Origin of the sequence: Stutzerimonas chloritidismutans (genome assembly GCF_020783375.1) — a bacterium.
Taxonomy (GTDB): domain Bacteria; phylum Pseudomonadota; class Gammaproteobacteria; order Pseudomonadales; family Pseudomonadaceae; genus Stutzerimonas; species Stutzerimonas kunmingensis.
Genome location: NZ_CP086067.1, coordinates 3,155,938 through 3,173,241, shown reverse-complemented (window position 1 = coordinate 3,173,241; position 17,304 = coordinate 3,155,938). Strand labels below are relative to the sequence as shown.

Genomic DNA, 17,304 nt, shown 5'->3' with positions numbered 1-17,304 from the left:
GCGCATTGATGCACGATTGGTGGAACGAGCCATGCCACATGCTGGATGAATCCGTGCGCGCCCAGGCATTGGCGCGCCAGGATCAGTTGACCAAGCCACGTGGTGCGCTCGGCCAGCTCGAAGCCCTGGCGGTGTCGCTGGCAGCTATGCAGGGCAGCGAGCGGCCGCAGGTCGAGCGCCTGCATGTCAGCGTGTTCGCCGGCGATCACGGCGTGGTGGGAGAGGGTGTTTCGGCTTATCCGCAATCGGTGACCGGGCAGATGCTGCGCAATTTCGTCGGCGGCGGGGCTGCACTGAGCGTGTTGTCAAAGCGCCTGGGCGCGCCGCTGGAGGTGACCGACCTGGGCACGGTGGAACCGCTACAACTGGATGGCGTGAGCCATTTGCGACTCGGCCCCGGCACGGCCAACCTGGCTCGCGAAGCGGCGATGAGTGACGAGCAAATGCGTCTGGCCCTGGCAGCCGGACGCGACAGCGCGCAGCGTGCTGCGGAAGGCTCTGCCCAGCTGTTCATCGGTGGCGAAATGGGCATCGGCAACACCACCAGCGCCAGTGCCTTGGCTGCCGTGCTGCTGCCGCGCTCGCCGTTGACCCTGGTCGGGCCGGGCACCGGGCTCGATCTGGCCGGTGTTCGCCACAAGGTTCAGGTGATCCAGGACGCGGTTCGGCTGCACGCCGAGCATTGTGTCGCGCCGCTTGAGGCCCTGCGCCGACTGGGTGGTTTCGAGATCGCGGCGCTGGCGGGTGCCTATCTGCGCTGCGCGCAGCTGGGCATTGCGGTACTGGTCGACGGCTTTATCTGCAGCGCTGCCGCGCTCTGTGCGGTGCGGCTGAACCCGGCATGTCGGCCCTGGCTGATCTTCGCCCATCGTTCTGCCGAGCCTGGTCACGTAGCGGTCCTGGAAGCGCTCGGTGCCGTTCCGTTGCTCGATCTCGGCTTGCGCCTGGGTGAGGGCAGCGGGGCGGCGCTGGCGGTGCCCTTGTTGCAGCAGGCCTGCGCGCTGCACAACGAAATGGCGACGTTCGCCGAAGCCGCAGTTTCGGACCGAACTGCATGATTACGAGCATCGATCTGCTGCGCCATGGCGAGACCGAGCAGGGCGGTGGCTTTCGCGGCAGCCTCGACGATGCGCTGACTGAGCGTGGCTGGCAGCAGATGCGCGATGCGGTTGCTGGTGCCGGTCCCTGGGACGCGCTGGTCAGCTCGCCGCTGCAGCGCTGCGCCACCTTTGCCCGGGAGCTGGCCGCGCAGCACGGCTTGCCGCTGCAGCTGGAGCCGGACCTGCGCGAGCTGCATTTCGGCGACTGGGAAGGCCGTAGCGCCGCCGATCTGATGCAGCACAGTGCCGAGGTGCTCGGCCTGTTCTGGGCCGATCCCTACGGATTTACGCCGCCTGGCGGTGAGCCGCTGGTGCAGTTCGAGGCGCGCGTGCTGAATGCTATCGACAGCCTTCGGCAGCGCTTTGCCGGCCAGCAACTGTTGGTCATCTGTCATGCCGGCGTCATGCGCCTGCTGCTGGCGCGCGCGCGGGGCTTGCCAAGGGAGCGGCTGCTGGAGGTTGTCGTGGCCCACGGCGAACTGCTGTCGCTCTCCGTCGAGGAGTAGGACCTGCCGATGCTGCCACTATTGATCGCCCTGCAATTTCTCACCAGCCTGCCGATCCGCTTGCCGGCAATGCCGGAGCCAGAGCAGCAGGGGCGCTCATTGCTGTATTACCCCGTGGTCGGTCTGTTGCTCGGCGCGTTGCTCGGTTTGGCCGCGTTTGTGCTGGCTGGGGCTGCACCGCTGTTACAGGCGGTCTTGCTGCTCACCCTCTGGGTCGCGCTGACCGGCGCCTTGCACCTCGATGGTCTGGCCGACAGCGCCGACGCCTGGCTGGGTGGCTTCGGCGACCGCGACCGCACGCTGCAGATCATGAAGGACCCGCGCAGCGGCCCGGTCGCCGTGGTGGTTCTGGTGCTTTTGCTGTTGCTTAAATTCACCGCGCTGTTGGCGTTGCTCCAAGCGCAACAGTACTCCGCACTGTTGCTGGCGCCAGTGCTAGGGCGGGCCGCGCTGCCAGCGCTGTTTCTCTGCACGCCATACGTGCGGCCCGGCGGCCTTGGTCATGCGCTGGCGGCGAATCTTCCACATGGCGGGGCGCGCGGCGTACTGGCACTGGTCGCGGTGGGTTGTTTGCTGTTCGGCAGCAGCGGGCTGATCGCCCTGTCATTGGCTGCCGTGACATTCCTGCTGGCGCGTCGCGCCATGCTGCGCCGGCTCGGCGGCACCACCGGCGATACCGCCGGCGCGCTGCTGGAACTGGTGGAGTGCACGGTATTGATAGGGCTGGCGCTGCAGCTCTAGCGGTCGGCCACCGGTCGGCGGTCGAGCACGGGCGCATGCTGCGCCATAAGTTCGATGACCCAATCGATGAACACGCGCAGCTTGGCGCTGACATGCCGATTCGGTGGGAATGCCAGGTACAGCGGCATTTCATCGAGCCGCCAGTCTTCCAGCAGTGGCAACAGCTCGCCGTTGGCCAGGTGCGTTCTGACCATGTACTCCGGTAGCCAGATGATGCCCAGCCCGGCCAGGCCCGCGGCCAGGCAGGCGTTGCCATCGTCCACGGCAAGTGCATAGCGGCCGTGTACCTGAACCTGCTCGTTCTGCCGCTGCATGATGTACGCCGTCGGTTTGCCGGTGCGCGCCCAGAGAAAGCCGACGACACGGTGGTGGCTGTTTTCCAGCTCGCTCGGATGTGTCGGCACGCCGGCGCGTTCGAGGTAACCAGGGGCCGCGTAGACGCCAAGGCGCAGGTCGCCGACGTGGCGGGCGATCAGTGACTGGTCGGTGATTTCCCCACCGCGCACGACGCAGTCCACGTTCTCCCCGATCAGGTCCACCCGCCGGTCGCTGACGCCCATGTCCAGCTGGATGTCCGGATACTTCGCATAGAAGGCCGGCAATGCCGGAATCAGGATCATCCGCGCCAGTGGGCTGGGGACGTCCACGCGCAAGCGTCCTCGCGGCACTGCTGCTGCGGCGGACAGGCTGGTTTCGGCGTCGTCCAGATCGGCCAGCAGGCGCAGGGCGCGCTCGTAATAGGCCGCACCGTCGGCGGTGACGTTGACCTTGCGCGTGGTGCGGTTGAGTAGCCTGACGCGAAGCCGCGCCTCGAGTTGCTGGACCTGCTGGGTGACGCTGGTCTTGCTGATGCGCAGGGTCTCGGCGGCCTTGGTGAAGCTGCCGGTTTCCACCACGCGAACGAAGGCCTGCATCGCATCGAAACGGTCCATCTGAACTCCCGCGGATTGTTTGGATTACGCAAATAGTGTTGAGCGACCTGGCGCGTTTATCCAGTGCTTTGCGACTTCTACAGTGAGGCCTTCATTCAACGGGTCGCTCCGACCCTTATTGGAGGTTGCACATGACACCGCGTGATGTTGTTTTTCCGCCTGGCCGCCAGGCGCTCTACGAGCGCAATCGCTATTCCCCGGCCATCCGCGCCAATGGCTTGCTGTTCGTCTCCGGACAGGTCGGCAGCCGCGAGGACGGCTCACCCGAACCGGAGCTGGAGGCGCAGGCCCGGCGTGCGTTCGATAACCTGAACGCAATCCTGCAGGCGGCTGGCTGCACCTTCGACGATGTCATTGACGTCACCGTGTTCATGGTCGATCCGCAGGCGATCTTCGAGCGGGTCTGGAGCGTCGTGCCCGAATACTGGGGCGCAGCGCCGCATCCGACGCTGACGGCCGTTGGGGTTACCTGGCTGTACGGCTTCCAGTTCGAGATCAAGGTGATCGCCAAGCTGCCGGAACCGGCTGCGGCTTGAGCCCGCTCAGCCCAGCAGCGCCACCGTCTTGATCTGCGCCCAAAGCGCCTGACCGGGCGTAATGGCCAGCTGATCGGCCGAGCGCCGGGTGATGCGTGCCAGCAGTGGCGTGCCGCCGGCATCGAGGCGGATCAGTACGTGGGCCGGCGTATCGGCCGCGACCATCGCCTCGACCCGAGCGGGGAGCAGGTTGGTGATGCTGCTGCCTTCGGCGCGCTGCAGCGCCAGGCTCACGTCGCGGGCGTGCACACGAAAGCGCAGGCGTTGGCCCAGGGCTTCAGGGCGCTGCGATACCAGCACTTCGCCGCCGGGAAAGGTCAGCCGGGTGAGGTGGTAGTGGGCGTCGTGGCCGGCGATTTCGCCTTCCACCACGACACCGGCGTCATCACTGAAGGCGGTTGGCAGGTCCAGCCGTGCCAGCGTCTCGCGCAACTCGCCCTGAGCGATGGCTCGCCCCTGTTCCAGCAACACGACGTGGTCGGCCAGCCGCGCAACTTCGTCCGGCGAGTGGCTGACGTAGAGCACGGGGATATCCAGCTCGTCATGCAGGCGTTCCAGATAAGGCAGGATCTCACTCTTGCGCTTGAGGTCGAGCGCTGCCAGCGGTTCGTCCATCAGCAGCAGGCGCGGGCTGCTCAGCAGCGCTCGGGCGATGCCGACACGCTGGCGCTCGCCGCCGGAAAGCCGATCCGGCATGCGCTCGAGCAGGTGATCGATGCCCAGCAGTTCCACTGCATGATCCAAGACAACACGGCGCTCCGCTGCCGCCACGCGGCGCATGCCGAATTCCAGATTGCGTCGCACCGACAGGTGCGTGAACAGATTGGCCTCCTGAAACACATAACCGATTGAGCGGCGATGCGGTGGCACGAACAGGTTCTGCGCGTTGTTCTGCCAACGCTCGCCATTGACGGTCAGCTGGCCCAGGCCTGAGCGCTCCAGGCCCGCCACGCAGCGCAACAGGGTGGTCTTGCCTGAGCCGGAGTGGCCGAACAGCGCGGTCACCCCGCGGCCGGGCAATTGCAGATCGACATCTAGGCTGAAGTCGGCATAGTCGAGGCGAAAACGAGCCTGGATTCCGCTGTTGGTTGCAGCGTCGCTCATCCGCGCCACCCTTGCTTTAACCGGCTGCCATAAAGCACCAACAGCACCAGAAATGAGAACAGCAGCATGCCGCCAGCCAGCCAGTGCGCCTGGGCATATTCCATGGCTTCGACATGGTCGTAGATCTGCACCGAAACCACCCGGGTTTGCCCTGGAATGTTCCCCCCGATCATCAACACCACGCCGAACTCGCCGACGGTGTGGGCGAAACCGAGGATGCTGGCGGTAATGAAACCGGGGCGGGCGAGTGGCAGAACCACACTGAAGAAGGTGTCCCAGGGGCCGGCGCGTAGCGTGGCGGCGGCTTCCAGCGGGCGCTCGCCAATGGCTTCGAAGGCGTTCTGCAAGGGTTGCACCACGAACGGCAGCGAGTAGAACACCGAGCCGACCACCAATCCGGCAAAGGTGAACGGCAGGGTGCCGAGCCCAAGACTCTGGGTGAACTGGCCGATGAAACCGTTGGGGCCCATGGCCACCAGCAGGTAGAAGCCGAGCACAGTCGGCGGCAGTACCAGCGGCAACGCGACCACGGCCCCGATCGGGCCCTTCATGCGCGAGGTGGTGCGCGCCAGCCACCAGGCGATGGGTGTGCCGATCAGCAGCAGGACCAGCGTGGTCACGCTGGCCAGTTTGACGGTCAGCCAGATTGCTGCCAGGGCCACGCTGTCCAGCGGCATGCTGCTACTCCAGCCCGTAGCCATAGGACTGGATCAGCGCGCGGATCTGCGGCTGCGCCAGGTAATCCAGCAGCGCTTTGGCTGCAGGGTTGTCTTGCCCTTTGGTCAGCAGCACGGCTTCCTGGCGGATGGCCGGGTGGATGTCGGTGGGCACAACCCAGCCCGAGCCGGTAGCGATCCGGCCATCCTTCGCCACTTGGGACAGCGCGATGAAGCCCAGCTGCGCATTGCCGCTGGCGACGAACTGGTGGGTCTGCGCGATATTTTCGCCCTGCACCAGGCGGCCGCGCAGGGTGTCGTCGAGCCCGAGATGTTCCAGTGTGGCCAGGGCGGCAGCGCCATAGGGCGCAGTTTTCGGGTTGGCCATGGCGAGGTGGCGGAAATCGCCCTTGCGCAGCAGGTCAGGGCCGTCCTGCACCAAGCCCGCAGTCGGCGACCACAACACCAGGCGGCCAACGGCATAGGTGAAGCGGCTACCGGGTATGGCCGCGCCTTCCTGCTCGAGCCGCCCTGGCGTGGTGTCATCCGCTGACAGCAAGACCTCGAACGGTGCGCCATTGCGAATCTGCGCATAGAACTTGCCGGTAGCGCCGAAGGCAAGTCTGGCCTGGTGGCCGGTGTCACGCTCGAAGCGGCTGGCGATTTCCCGCATCGGTGCCGTGAAGTTGGAAGCGACTGCCACCTGCACCTGTGCCGCGAGGACATTGCCGAGCGGCAGCAGGAGGAGAGTCAGTGCGTAGCGGAGTGCTCGAGATGGATGCATGCGGCCTCGTTCGGTGCAGAGCGGCTGGGGCGCATCATATTGCAGTTTGGCCGAGCTGTGATTGACCGGACGCGCTTCGGCCTGCGCGGGCATTGTCGCGGGCACGGCGGCGGAGTAGCGTTGTGAGCCCGCGACCGGAGAACTGGCCATGAATATCACTCGTCCCCTGGCGGCACTGTCGCTGGTCTTTGCCAGCGCCTCGGTGATTGCCGCCGAATGCCCGGCACTGCTGCAGCACGAGTTGCCCAAGCTGCGCTCCAAGGAAACCGTCGATCTGTGCAGCCAGTTCCAGGGCAAGGCCTTGGTGGTGGTCAACACCGCGAGCCATTGCGGCTTCACCGGGCAGTTCAAGGGACTCGAAGCGCTCTATCAACGCTACAAGGACGACGGCCTGGAGGTGCTCGGCGTGCCCTCGGATGACTTCTTCCAGGAGGCCGATGACGAGGCCGAGACGGCCGAGGTCTGCTACGTGAATTACGGTGTGACCTTCACCATGACCCAAACGCAGCCGGTTCGGGGTGGCGATGCGACGCCGTTGTTTCGCCAGCTGGCCGAGCAGGCCGGAACAGCGCCGCGCTGGAACTTTTACAAGTACGTGGTCGATAGGGAAGGGCGCGTCGTCGGGCATTTCTCCAGCAAGGTCGCGCCGGATGACCCGCGTCTGATCGCAGCGGTGGAGAAGGCGTTGGAAAGGTAGAAACAAAAAAGCCCCGGCGGACCGGGGCTTTTTTCGTTCTTTCGCTACATCAGAAGCGGTAGCTCAGAGCAGCGCCAAAGCCGTGGGCGCTGTTTTCATACGTGGCGTTGTAGATGCCCTTGGACGGGTGCTCGTGGCGAACCTTTGTATCTTCTTCCCATAGGTAGGAATAAGCGAGGTCGACAGTAATATCGTCGGTTGGGTGCCAGCCCAGGCCGAAGCTCACCGCAGTACGGTCTCCGGAAGGGATGCGTGGCGAACGATCAACGTTGTTGGTCGGGCTCTGGTCAAATGCCAAGCCAGTGCGCAGAGTCCACTCGCGATTCAGCTTGTACGCGGCGCCGAGCGCATAGGACCAAGTGTCCTGCCATTCCTGATCTTCGACGATCGGGTTGAGCGGACCGGAAGGAAGTCCTTCGTTCTCGATAATGATCGCTTCGAAGCGGCTCCAGCGAGTGAGCATGGCGCCGGCGTATAGCGTCCACTGGTCGTTGAGCTCGTGTGTGACGGAGAGGTCAATTGACTCGGGGGTGGTCAGGTCCAGCGAGGCATCATACTTTCCGGCGATGCCGAGTTGGTTGAAGCCTTCTTTGAGTTCGGTATCGCCCTCAAGTGTGTATTCAACCTTGGAGTGGTAAGTCAAGCCCATGCGGGTATGGGGTGTGAACTCATACAGGACGCCTGCATTGAAGCCCATGGCGGTGTCGTCACCCTTAACCTTGACCCGGCCGTCGTTTCCTCCGATAGGGCTGATCGTTGCGCTCTGCAATTCACCGTCGATACGGTTAATCGTGGGGCCAAAGCCGACAGAGAGCTTGTCGTTAAAACGATAGCTGACGGTTGGCTGCACCGTGATCACGCGCACTTCGCTGTAGTCGCCGTGATAGCGACCCTGAAAGCCGCTTTCGTAGTCGGTAATCAGGCCGAACGGTACATAAACACCGACACCCAGCGCCCACTTATCATCAATTGGTTTGACGTAATAACCCATCGGAACGGCGGTGAACGGGACCATATCGCCGTCATTGCTGCCGTCAACCGGCAGGCGGGCGCCACCGAGCGCGGGAATTTGTGGTGAAGCTGCGCTCGTATTCTTGATATCCGTCTTCGCATGAATCGCCGCCATACCGAAGCTGACTTCTTCACGCTTCAGGCGGGACATGCCGGCAGGGTTGCCGAACAGGGTGGTGGCGTCGTCGGCGGAAGAGGAGCGACCTGCGAAGGAGGTGCCCATGCCGCTGATGCTTTGTTCGTTGAGGGCAAAACCGGCGGCCATGGCCTGGGTGGACAAGGCGCCTACGGCTACCGCGAGCGCGGTCTTCAACCATGTTGTTTTCATTGTTCTACTACTCCGGGATGAAAGCGGGTCGGAACCTAGCAACTTTCTCCGACAGGTAGCAAGACAATGAATTGCAATTTTTCGTAAAGATGACGACTAACGGTCGTGAAAACAAATGTAACTTCGGTGAAAACCCCTCGGACGTATTCTGACTGGCGAGCCACGCTGCGCGTTGGGCGCAGCGGGTCTCGTCGGTATCAGGCGCGTGGCCGGCTTGGGTCGGTGATCCATTCGCTCCATGAACCTGGGTACAGCGTCGCCAACGGGTAGCCTGCCAGACAGAGCGCGAACAGGTTGTGACAGGCGGTGACACCGGAGCCGCAATAGGCCACTGCAACTTGCGGTGACTTGCCGTCCAGCAGCTGATCGAATCGGCCGCGTAGCTGCTCGGCATCGAGAAAGCGACCATCACTGCCCAGGTTCTCGCTGAAGGGCGCGCAAACGGCACCGGGAATATGCCCGCCGATCGGGTCTATGGGCTCGACCTCGCCGAGGAAACGCGGCAGGGCGCGTGCGTCGAGCAGTGCCAGCTCGGGGCTATGCAGGCGTTCTTGCAGTCTCGCTGCATCGACGACCATGCTGTCGTCTGCGTTGCCGTCGAAATGGCCCGCCTGCATCGCGGGCGTGGTGCTTTCCATGGGCAACCCCGCTTCTCGCCAAGCGTTTACGCCCCCGTCCAGCAGGTAGACGCCCTCACGCTTGCCCAGCCACAGCAACAGCCACCACGCCCGAGCGGCAAACGCGCCGGGGCCGTCGTCATAGAGCACCACTTCGCTGCCGCCATCGAGGCCCCATTGGCGCAGGCGAGTCAGCAACTGCTCAGGATCCGGCAGTGGGTGGCGTCCGGTGGTGCCGGGGATCACCGGGCCGGACAGGTCTTTTTCCAGATCGGCGAACTGCGCGCCGGGAATATGCGCCTTCCTGTAACTACTCTCGCCATAGGCCGGATCTTCCAGGGCGAACCGGCAATCCAGAATCAGCAGGTCGGGGGTGTGCAGGTGCTGGGCAAGCTCAGCGGCGGTAATGAGTTGGGCCAGTGGCATCGGTGCGGCTCCAGGCGGATTGATCGGTCAACACTACCAGCGCGCGTGGCGGTCATGAATGCCCCGGCCGCTCGGATGCTCGATATATACTGCGCGCCTCGTTCGGCCGTGCGCCGGTCGTCAGCCGAAAAGGAGGGCCGTGTGGCCATCGAAACTCAATGGGTTCTGGATGATGAACATCTGACCCGCCTGTGCGCCGAATGGCGCCAGCTGCCCTATGTGGCAGTGGATACCGAATTCATGAGGGTCGATACCTTCTACCCCATCGCCGGGCTGATACAGGTCGGTGACGGGCGGCGTGCCTATCTGATCGACCCGCTGAGCGTACGTGACTGGACCGCGTTTGCCGCGTTGCTGCAAGACCCGGCGGTGGTGAAAGTGCTGCACGCCTGCAGCGAAGACCTCGAAGTACTGCTGCGTCTGACCGGTAGCCTGCCGCAGCCGCTGTTCGACACCCAGCTGGCGGCCGGTTACCTGAATATCGGTTTCTCCATGGGCTACTCGCGGCTGGTCCAGGCGGTACTCGGCATCGAGTTGCCCAAGGGCGAAACGCGCTCGGACTGGTTGCAGCGGCCTCTGAGTGACATGCAGGTGCGATATGCCGCCGAGGATGCCCAGCATCTGGCCGAGTTGTACGAAGCGCTGCTGCCGAAGCTGTCCGAGGACAAGCGTGCCTGGGTACTGGAGGATGGTGTCGAGCTGGTCGCCAACCTGCAGCGCGAATCCGATCCCGATGAAGCCTACCGTGATGTGAAGCAGGCCTGGCGGCTCAAGCCGCAGCAGCTCGCTGTGCTCAAAGTGCTGACGGCCTGGCGCGAGCGTCAGGCCCGTGCGCGCAACCAACCGCGCAATCGCGTGCTGCGCGAAGCCAGTCTCTGGCCGCTGGCGCGCACCCAGCCGCGCGATCTGGTGACGCTGGCCCGGATCGAGGACATGCATCCGCGTACCGTGCGCCAGGATGGTGAATTGCTGCTGGAGATGATTCGGGAGGCCGCGGCGACGCCCGAACAGGATTGGCCGGTACCGCTACCGGAACCATTGCCCCTGGAGGTGTCGTCCGTGCTGAAAAAGCTGCGCGCGGTCGGCCAGCGCGAAGCGCAGGCGCTGGATATCGCACCGGAGCTGATGTTGCGCAAGAAAACGCTCGAGGCGCTGCTCAAGAGCGGCTACCCCGATGGACCCTATGAACTGCCCGAATCGCTGCGCGGCTGGCGCCGTGAGCGGATGGGGCAAGCCCTGCTCGATGCTCTGGAAAAACGACCATGAAAGTCATCTGTTCCATCTACAAAAGCCCACGCAAGGACGGAATGTACCTTTATGTCGAAAAGCGCGATGCGCTCAAGCGTGTCCCCGAAGGCCTGATCGCGGCGTTCGGGCCGCCGCAGCTGGCCTTCGAAATGGTGCTGACGCCCGAGCGTCAGCTGGCACGCGAAGACATCACCAAGGTGCTCGCCAATCTCCAGGCACAGGGTTATCACCTGCAGATGCCGCCCGCCGAGGACGATTACATCGAGCATCTGCCCGAAGAGCTGCTGCGCATGAACGATCCGATGTAACACCTGCTCGATCCTGACGCTGGACAAGATGCGTCGGCCGGATCGGAACTACGCTCTTCTGACCGTACATGCATAAGGAGACGACGATGAAAACGCGTTCTTTGGTGATCGGTTCGGTAATGGCGGCTCTGGCGATGTCGGCCGGCGCGCAGACGCCCTCCAGCGATAACGAAGCCTGGCAGCAGCATTGGCAGAAGATGCAGGAGTCCCGGCAGGCCTGGCAGTCTGCGAAGACCCCGCAGGAGCGACAGAAACTTCGCGAAGAGCATTGGCAGAGCATGCAGTCCGGTATGGGTGGCATGGCCGGCTGCCCGATGGGCGGGCCCGGCGGCGGAATGGGCAAGCAGGGTGGCAAGCCGATGCAGGGCGCCATGGGTGGCGGCATGATGGGCGCGCCGTCCAAGGAGATGCTCGACATGCGTATCCAGCACATGGAGCAGATGCTCGAGCAGATGCGTAGTCACCTGCAGATGCTCGACAAGCAGTAGCGCTCGATGTAGCCGCCGGCTCCTACCGGCGGCATCCGCCTGGCGGCTCTTGGCCGGATATCCGACAGTGGCTAGACTTGCCGGTTTTTACCGGTAGTGACAGTCATGGCGGCCAAGGTCGAACCCTTCTGGATGCGCAAAACCCTTGCCGAACTCGATGCGGCGGAATGGGAGTCGCTGTGCGACGGATGCGGCCTCTGCTGCCTGCAGAAGCTCGAGGACGAGGAAGACGGCGCCGTTTACTACACACGTATCGCCTGCAAGCTGCTCGACCTGAAGACCTGCCGCTGCAGCGATTATCCCAACCGGCGCGCCAGTGTGCCGGACTGCATACAGCTGAACGCTTCCGATGCTGCTCAGTTCAAATGGCTACCGCCCACCTGCGCCTACCGTCTTGTGGCCGAGCGCAAGGACCTGCCGCTCTGGCATCACCTGGTCTGTGGCGACCCTGAAGCGGTGCACGTCGAGCGGATTTCCCAGTCGGGCCGGATGCTCGCCGAAGGCAGCGTTGCCGAGGAGCACTGGGAAGACCACCTGATTTTCCGTGCCGGTTGAATCTAAGCCTCGTTTGCATCGTCTCAAGATCAGCACACCCCCGCGCGTTTCCGATGGAGTTCTCTTCGATGCTTGTTCGACTGCTGTCGCTGTTCGCTCTTGTTCTTTTCGTCAGCGCCGAGGCCCACGCGGCCAAGCGGGTCGACCTGGACTATCACGTGCGTTTTCTGCCCGACGAGGATCAGGCCGAGGTGCAACTGATCCTGGAGAAAGGCGAAGCGGTTCGTAGCCTGGAGTTCAATCTGGGCGATGACGGCTACTACAGCGATTTCGTAGCGGATGGCGAGTGGTTGCAGGCGTCGCCGGAGCGTGGTGCCTGGCGACCCGCCGAAGGCAAGGCGCGTCTCAGCTACCGCGTGCGTATCAGCCATCCGCGCGACAACGGACGCTACGACGCACGGATGACCAGTGATTGGGCGCTGTTCCGTGGCGATGATCTGGTGCCGCCGGCCCGGCTCGATCAGGTCGACGGTGTGAAACTGGTTTCGCGCATCACCTTCGAGCTGCCCGAGGGTTGGAAGAGCATCGAAACCGGCTGGCCGCGTGTCGGCAAGAATCGCTTCCGCGTGGATAACCGTGAGCGGCTGTTCGACCGGCCGACCGGCTGGATGCTCGCCGGCAAGCTCGGTACCCGTCGCGCCAAGCTCGGCGAAACGGACGTCACCATCGCGGCGCCGGTTGGAGAGGGCGTCCGGCGGATGGATATTCTGACGATGCTGACCTTCGTCTGGCCGCAGGTACAGAACGTCTTTCCCCGCGACCCGGCGAAGCTGCTCATCGTCGGTGCCGGCGACCCCATGTGGCGTGGTGGGTTGTCCGGTCCGAACTCCCTGTACATGCACGCCGATCGGCCGATTGTCAGCGAGAACGGTACAAGCTCGCTGGTGCATGAGCTTGTTCACGTCTTTAGCCGCATCAAGGACAGCGACCGCAGCGACTGGATCACTGAGGGGCTGGCCGAGTACTACGCCATCGAACTGGTGCGTCGCGCCGGCGGCATGAGCGAAGACCGCTACCAGGCGGTACGTGAGCATCTGACCAAGTGGAGCCGCAAGGTCGATAGCTTGCGCACCGAGCGCTCGACAGGGCCGATCACCGCCCGTGCCGTGCTGCTGTTGCAAGAGCTGGACAAGGAGATCCGTCAGCGCAGCAAGGGCCGCCATTCGCTCGACGACGTCAGTCGTGGCTTGATGCGCATGGATACGGTCAGCACCGACGCCTTCATCGAAATGACCGAGACGCTGCTGGGTGGTGGCTCGAAGGTGCTCGATACGCGCCTGCTGCGCTGACGGCGGCCGCGGTAGCGTCGTTGGCCTTGTCCTGAGTCCGAGGAGATCTCATGTCCGTGATTGATCTACGAAGCGACACCGTTACCCAGCCCAGCGCAGCAATGCGCGAAGCGATGCTTGCCGCCGAAACCGGTGACGATGTCTATGGCGAAGATCCAACGGTCATTCTGCTCGAACGGCGCCTCGCAGCCGACCTGGGCTTTTCTGCGGGGATGTTCGTGCCGTCCGGCACCATGAGCAATCTGCTGGCGCTGATGGCGCACTGCGAGCGTGGCGATGAATACATCGTCGGGCAGCAGGCCCATACCTACAAATACGAGGGCGGCGGAGCGGCCGTGCTCGGCTCGATCCAGCCCCAGCCGATCGAAATGGAAGCCGACGGAACGCTGGATCTGGCGCGTGTCGAGGCCGCGATCAAGCCGGACAATTTCCACTTCGCCCGCAGTCGCCTGCTCGTGCTGGAAAACACCATGCATGGCAAGGTTCTGCCGCTGGACTACTTGGCCGCGGCTCGCGACTTCAGCCATCGTCACGGACTGGCGCTGCACCTCGATGGCGCGCGGCTGTACAACGCTGCGGTGAAGCTCGGCTGCGATGCGTGCGAGATCACCCGGCATTTCGATACGGTGTCGGTCTGCCTGTCCAAAGGCCTCGGCGCGCCAGTCGGCTCGGTGCTGTGCGGCAGCGAGGCGTTCATCGCCAAGGCCCGGCGTTTGCGCAAGATGGTCGGCGGCGGCATGCGCCAGGCCGGCATTCTCGCCGCCGCCGGCTTGTACGCGCTGGAGCACAACATCGGGCGATTGGCCGATGACCATCGTCGTGCACTACAGCTCGGCCATGAGTTGGCAGCCCTCGGCTTCGCTGTGGAGCCGGTGCAGACCAACATGGTCTATGTCGAGATGGGGGAAAAGGCAGCGGCGCTGACGGCCTTCTGCGCGCAGCGTGGCATTCGCCTGACACCTGCGACTCGGCTGCGGCTGGTTACCCATATGGACCTGCATGACGAGCATCTTCCGGTAGTGGTGAATGCATTCGCCGAATTTGCCGAAAACATGGGCCGTTGCTGACGTTGAATTGCTTGATTCAATCGGCTTTATCCCCTATACCCGGCGCGCAGGCCCGATATAATGCGGCCCTTTGCCGGCTATCCGTTGGGTAGTTGCGAACCGGTTTTCGGTGTCTCGCCTCGCCGTGTCGTTTTGCAGCCGTTCGGCCGCAGTCCTCTGGAAGAAATCTATGAAAAGCGCAGAAATCCGTGAAGCCTTCCTCCGCTTCTTCGAAGAGAAGGGCCACACACGCGTGGCCTCAAGTTCGCTGATTCCGGCGAACGACCCGACCCTGTTGTTCACCAACGCCGGCATGAATCAGTTCAAGGACTGCTTCCTCGGCCTGGAAAAGCGCGCCTACACCCGCGCCACCACTAGCCAGAAGTGCGTGCGGGCGGGCGGCAAGCACAATGACCTGGAGAACGTCGGCTACACCGCGCGTCACCACACCTTCTTCGAGATGCTCGGCAACTTCAGCTTCGGCGACTATTTCAAGCGCGACGCCATCACTTACGCCTGGGAGTTCCTCACGTCCGAGAAGTGGCTGAACCTGCCCAAGGAGAAGCTCTGGGTCACCGTCTATGCCAGCGACGATGAGGCCTACGACATCTGGACCAAGGAAGTAGGCGTGCCGGCCGAGCGCATGGTGCGAATCGGTGACAACAAGGGCGCCCCTTACGCGTCGGACAACTTCTGGGCGATGGGCGACACCGGCCCATGCGGTCCCTGCACCGAGATTTTCTTCGACCACGGCGAGCACATCTGGGGCGGCCCGCCCGGCTCGCCGGAGGAAGATGGCGATCGCTATATCGAGATCTGGAACAACGTCTTCATGCAGTTCAACCGCACGGCCGATGGCGTCATGCATCCGCTGCCGGCGCCGAGTGTCGACACCGGGATGGGCCTCGAGCGCATCAGTGCGGTCCTGCAGCACGTCAACTCGAACTATGAAATCGATCTGTTCCAGAGTCTGCTCAACGCAGCGGCGGATGCCATCGGCTGCGCCAACGAAGGTCAGGCTTCACTGAAGGTCGTCGCCGACCATATCCGCTCCTGCGGCTTCCTCATCGCCGACGGCGTGACCCCGTCCAACGAAGGCCGCGGTTACGTTCTGCGCCGCATCGTTCGCCGTGCCTGCCGTCACGGCAACAAGCTGGGCGCCAAAGGCAGCTTCTTCCACCGTATCGTCGCCGCACTCGTTGCGGAAATGGGCGATGCGTTCCCTGAACTCAAGCAGCAGCAGGCGCATATCGAGCGTGTGCTGAAGAACGAGGAAGAACAGTTCGCCAAGACCCTGGAGCAGGGCCTGAAAATCCTCGAGCAGGATCTGGCTGACCTGACCGGCAGCATCATACCCGGCGATGTGGTGTTCAAGCTGTACGACACCTACGGCTTCCCGGTCGACCTGACCGGCGACATCGCCCGCGAGCGCAATCTGACCCTCGACGAAGACGGTTTCGAACGTGAAATGCAGGCGCAGCGTGAGCGTGCGCGTTCGGCCAGTGCCTTCGGCATGGACTACAACAGCTTGGTAAAAGTGGAAGGCGAAACGCGCTTCCTCGGTTACCAGGGCACATCCGGTGCCGGTAAGGTGCTTGCGCTGTTCAAGGAAGGCATGGTGGTCGACAGCCTGAGCGCTGGCGAGGAAGGCGTCGTGGTGCTCGATCAGACGCCGTTCTATGCAGAGTCCGGCGGCCAGATTGGTGACTGTGGCTATCTGGCGGCAGAGGGCTTGCGTTTCGATGTCCGCGATACCAGCAAGGCCGGCAGCGCATTCCTGCATCACGGCATCGTCGACAGCGGCACGCTGCACGTAGGTGCGGATGTCGAGGCGACTGTGGATGCGTCCGTGCGCCAGGCCACTGCGCTCAACCATTCGGCAACCCACCTGCTGCATGCCGCGCTGCGCGAGATTCTTGGCGAGCACGTCAGCCAGAAGGGATCGCTGGTGGACAGCCAGCGCCTGCGCTTCGACTTCAGCCACTTCGAGGCGATCAAGCCAGAGCAGCTGCGCGCGCTGGAGGATCGGGTCAACGCCGAGATTCGCCGCAACTCCGCGGTGGAGATCGAGGAAACCGATATCGATACCGCCAAGGCCAAGGGCGCGATGGCGTTGTTCGGTGAAAAGTACGGTGACTCCGTGCGGGTGCTGACCATGGGCGGCGGCTTCTCGGTCGAGTTGTGCGGCGGTACTCACGTAAACCGCACTGGCGACATCGGGCTGTTCAAGATCACCAGCGAAGGCGGCGTGGCGGCTGGTGTTCGGCGGATCGAGGCGGTCACTGGCGCACCTGCATTGGCCTATCTCAATGCAGCCGAGGAACAGCTGAAAGAGGCGGCGAACCTGGTCAAGGGCAGCCGTGACAATCTGCTCGACAAGCTTGGTGGCATCCTCGAGCGCAACCGTCAGCTGGAGAAGGAACTCGAGCAGCTCAAGGCGAAGGCGGCCAGCGCAGCAGGCAACGACCTGGCGACCTCCGCCTTGGACGTGAAGGGCGTGCGCGTGCTTGCTGCGCGCCAAGACGGGCTGGACGGCAAGGCGTTGCTGGCGCTGGTCGACCAGCTGAAGAACAAGCTGGGCAGCGCCGTCATCCTCCTGGGTGGTGTTCAGGACGATAAAGTGGTGCTGGTCGCGGGCGTAACCCAGGACCTGACTGGTCGTTTGAAAGCAGGCGACCTGATGAAGCAGGCCGCGGCAGCGGTTGGCGGCAAGGGGGGCGGTCGTCCGGATATGGCGCAAGGCGGCGGCAGTGAGCCGGCCAAGCTGGATGATGCGCTGGCACTGGCGGTGCCATTTACCGAGCAGGGGCTTTGATTCAGTTACCGTGCTGCGTCCCGCCGGCGCCCGTCGAACGGGTCTGGTTGAGCCGGTGCTTGGCAGGTTTCGGGGTTGTTTGATTAATGATCGCCCTTCAGGGGCTCTAGGCGGCTA

The 17,304-nt window shown here is 63.7% G+C and carries 18 protein-coding genes; 12 read left to right on the top strand and 6 right to left on the bottom strand.

What is annotated here, in order from left to right; translation table 11 throughout:
* Nucleotides 1–8: 8 nt before the first annotated feature.
* The 3 genes from cobT to LLJ08_RS14670 are packed head-to-tail and all read left to right on the top strand — an operon-like array spanning nucleotide 9 to nucleotide 2,347.
* Nucleotides 9–1,058, top strand: a complete 1,050-nt coding sequence (gene cobT / locus LLJ08_RS14680) for a nicotinate-nucleotide--dimethylbenzimidazole phosphoribosyltransferase (RefSeq protein WP_228207350.1) — start codon at nucleotides 9–11, stop codon at nucleotides 1,056–1,058.
* Nucleotides 1,055–1,606 carry an alpha-ribazole phosphatase family protein gene (gene cobC / locus LLJ08_RS14675; protein ID WP_102840747.1) on the top strand — a complete coding sequence of 184 codons (552 nt, stop codon included), beginning with the start codon at nucleotides 1,055–1,057 and terminating at the stop codon, nucleotides 1,604–1,606. Before cobT ends, cobC begins: the two co-directional genes overlap by 4 nt.
* Nucleotides 1,607–1,615: 9 nt before the next feature.
* The gene (locus LLJ08_RS14670; protein WP_228207349.1) at nucleotides 1,616–2,347 is read left to right on the top strand and encodes an adenosylcobinamide-GDP ribazoletransferase; all 732 of its coding nucleotides are present in this window, start codon (nucleotides 1,616–1,618) and stop codon (nucleotides 2,345–2,347) included.
* Here the strand turns inward: LLJ08_RS14670 and LLJ08_RS14665 are convergent.
* Nucleotides 2,344–3,279, bottom strand: a complete 936-nt coding sequence (locus tag LLJ08_RS14665; protein ID WP_104098584.1) for a LysR family transcriptional regulator — start codon at nucleotides 3,277–3,279, stop codon at nucleotides 2,344–2,346. The genes LLJ08_RS14670 and LLJ08_RS14665 overlap by 4 nt on opposite strands.
* A 131-nt stretch (nucleotides 3,280–3,410) precedes the next feature.
* Between LLJ08_RS14665 and LLJ08_RS14660 the strand changes: the two genes are divergently transcribed.
* Entirely contained in the window at nucleotides 3,411–3,815 is a 405-nt protein-coding gene (locus LLJ08_RS14660) for a RidA family protein (RefSeq protein WP_104098585.1), read from the top strand.
* A gap of 6 nt (nucleotides 3,816–3,821) precedes the next feature.
* Here the strand turns inward: LLJ08_RS14660 and modC are convergent, their stop codons facing one another.
* Genes modC through modA form a run of 3 tightly spaced genes read right to left on the bottom strand, consistent with a single transcriptional unit; the run spans nucleotide 3,822 to nucleotide 6,359 of the window.
* Nucleotides 3,822–4,919, bottom strand: coding sequence for a molybdenum ABC transporter ATP-binding protein (gene modC / locus LLJ08_RS14655; protein WP_228207348.1), 1,098 nt, complete (start codon nucleotides 4,917–4,919; stop codon nucleotides 3,822–3,824).
* Nucleotides 4,916–5,620: a molybdate ABC transporter permease subunit gene (gene modB, locus LLJ08_RS14650; protein WP_181063910.1), complete on the bottom strand. Its 705-nt coding sequence runs from the start codon at nucleotides 5,618–5,620 to the stop codon at nucleotides 4,916–4,918. The genes modC and modB overlap by 4 nt, the downstream gene beginning before the upstream one ends.
* Nucleotides 5,601–6,359, bottom strand: coding sequence for a molybdate ABC transporter substrate-binding protein (modA, locus tag LLJ08_RS14645; protein WP_228207347.1), 759 nt, complete (start codon nucleotides 6,357–6,359; stop codon nucleotides 5,601–5,603). The genes modB and modA overlap by 20 nt, the downstream gene beginning before the upstream one ends.
* A 148-nt stretch (nucleotides 6,360–6,507) precedes the next feature.
* Between modA and LLJ08_RS14640 the strand changes: the two genes are divergently transcribed.
* Nucleotides 6,508–7,056, top strand: coding sequence for a glutathione peroxidase (locus LLJ08_RS14640; protein WP_023444363.1), 549 nt, complete (start codon nucleotides 6,508–6,510; stop codon nucleotides 7,054–7,056).
* Between the two features lie 49 nt (nucleotides 7,057–7,105).
* Here LLJ08_RS14640 and LLJ08_RS14635 read toward each other — a convergent pair whose 3' ends face one another.
* Nucleotides 7,106–8,395, bottom strand: coding sequence for an OmpP1/FadL family transporter (locus tag LLJ08_RS14635; protein ID WP_228207346.1), 1,290 nt, complete (start codon nucleotides 8,393–8,395; stop codon nucleotides 7,106–7,108).
* A gap of 197 nt (nucleotides 8,396–8,592) precedes the next feature.
* Nucleotides 8,593–9,438: a sulfurtransferase gene (locus tag LLJ08_RS14630; protein WP_179484567.1), complete on the bottom strand. Its 846-nt coding sequence runs from the start codon at nucleotides 9,436–9,438 to the stop codon at nucleotides 8,593–8,595.
* 141 nt (nucleotides 9,439–9,579) lie between these two features.
* Between LLJ08_RS14630 and rnd the strand changes: the two genes are divergently transcribed.
* The 7 genes from rnd (at nucleotide 9,580) to alaS (ending at nucleotide 17,187) form a co-directional block, all read left to right on the top strand.
* Nucleotides 9,580–10,704 carry a ribonuclease D gene (gene rnd / locus LLJ08_RS14625; protein ID WP_228207345.1) on the top strand — a complete coding sequence of 375 codons (1,125 nt, stop codon included), beginning with the start codon at nucleotides 9,580–9,582 and terminating at the stop codon, nucleotides 10,702–10,704.
* The gene (locus LLJ08_RS14620) at nucleotides 10,701–10,994 is read left to right on the top strand and encodes a YcgL domain-containing protein (protein ID WP_014819737.1); all 294 of its coding nucleotides are present in this window, start codon (nucleotides 10,701–10,703) and stop codon (nucleotides 10,992–10,994) included. Before rnd ends, LLJ08_RS14620 begins: the two co-directional genes overlap by 4 nt.
* A gap of 86 nt (nucleotides 10,995–11,080) precedes the next feature.
* Nucleotides 11,081–11,482 (top strand): hypothetical protein, encoded by a 402-nt coding sequence (locus tag LLJ08_RS14615; protein WP_228207344.1) that lies wholly within the window; start codon nucleotides 11,081–11,083, stop codon nucleotides 11,480–11,482.
* A 105-nt stretch (nucleotides 11,483–11,587) separates the two neighbouring features.
* On the top strand, nucleotides 11,588–12,037 hold the full coding sequence (locus LLJ08_RS14610) for a YcgN family cysteine cluster protein (RefSeq protein ID WP_023444358.1): 450 nt from the start codon (nucleotides 11,588–11,590) through the stop codon (nucleotides 12,035–12,037).
* A gap of 68 nt (nucleotides 12,038–12,105) precedes the next feature.
* A complete protein-coding gene (locus LLJ08_RS14605) occupies nucleotides 12,106–13,326 on the top strand; it encodes a M61 metallopeptidase family protein (RefSeq protein WP_014819740.1) in 1,221 nt (406 codons plus the stop codon).
* A gap of 50 nt (nucleotides 13,327–13,376) precedes the next feature.
* Nucleotides 13,377–14,393, top strand: coding sequence for a low-specificity L-threonine aldolase (gene ltaE / locus LLJ08_RS14600; protein ID WP_228207343.1), 1,017 nt, complete (start codon nucleotides 13,377–13,379; stop codon nucleotides 14,391–14,393).
* Between the two features lie 169 nt (nucleotides 14,394–14,562).
* Complete coding sequence (gene alaS / locus LLJ08_RS14595) at nucleotides 14,563–17,187, top strand: alanine--tRNA ligase (RefSeq protein WP_228207342.1); 2,625 nt, start codon at nucleotides 14,563–14,565, stop codon at nucleotides 17,185–17,187.
* Nucleotides 17,188–17,304: the final 117 nt, after the last annotated feature.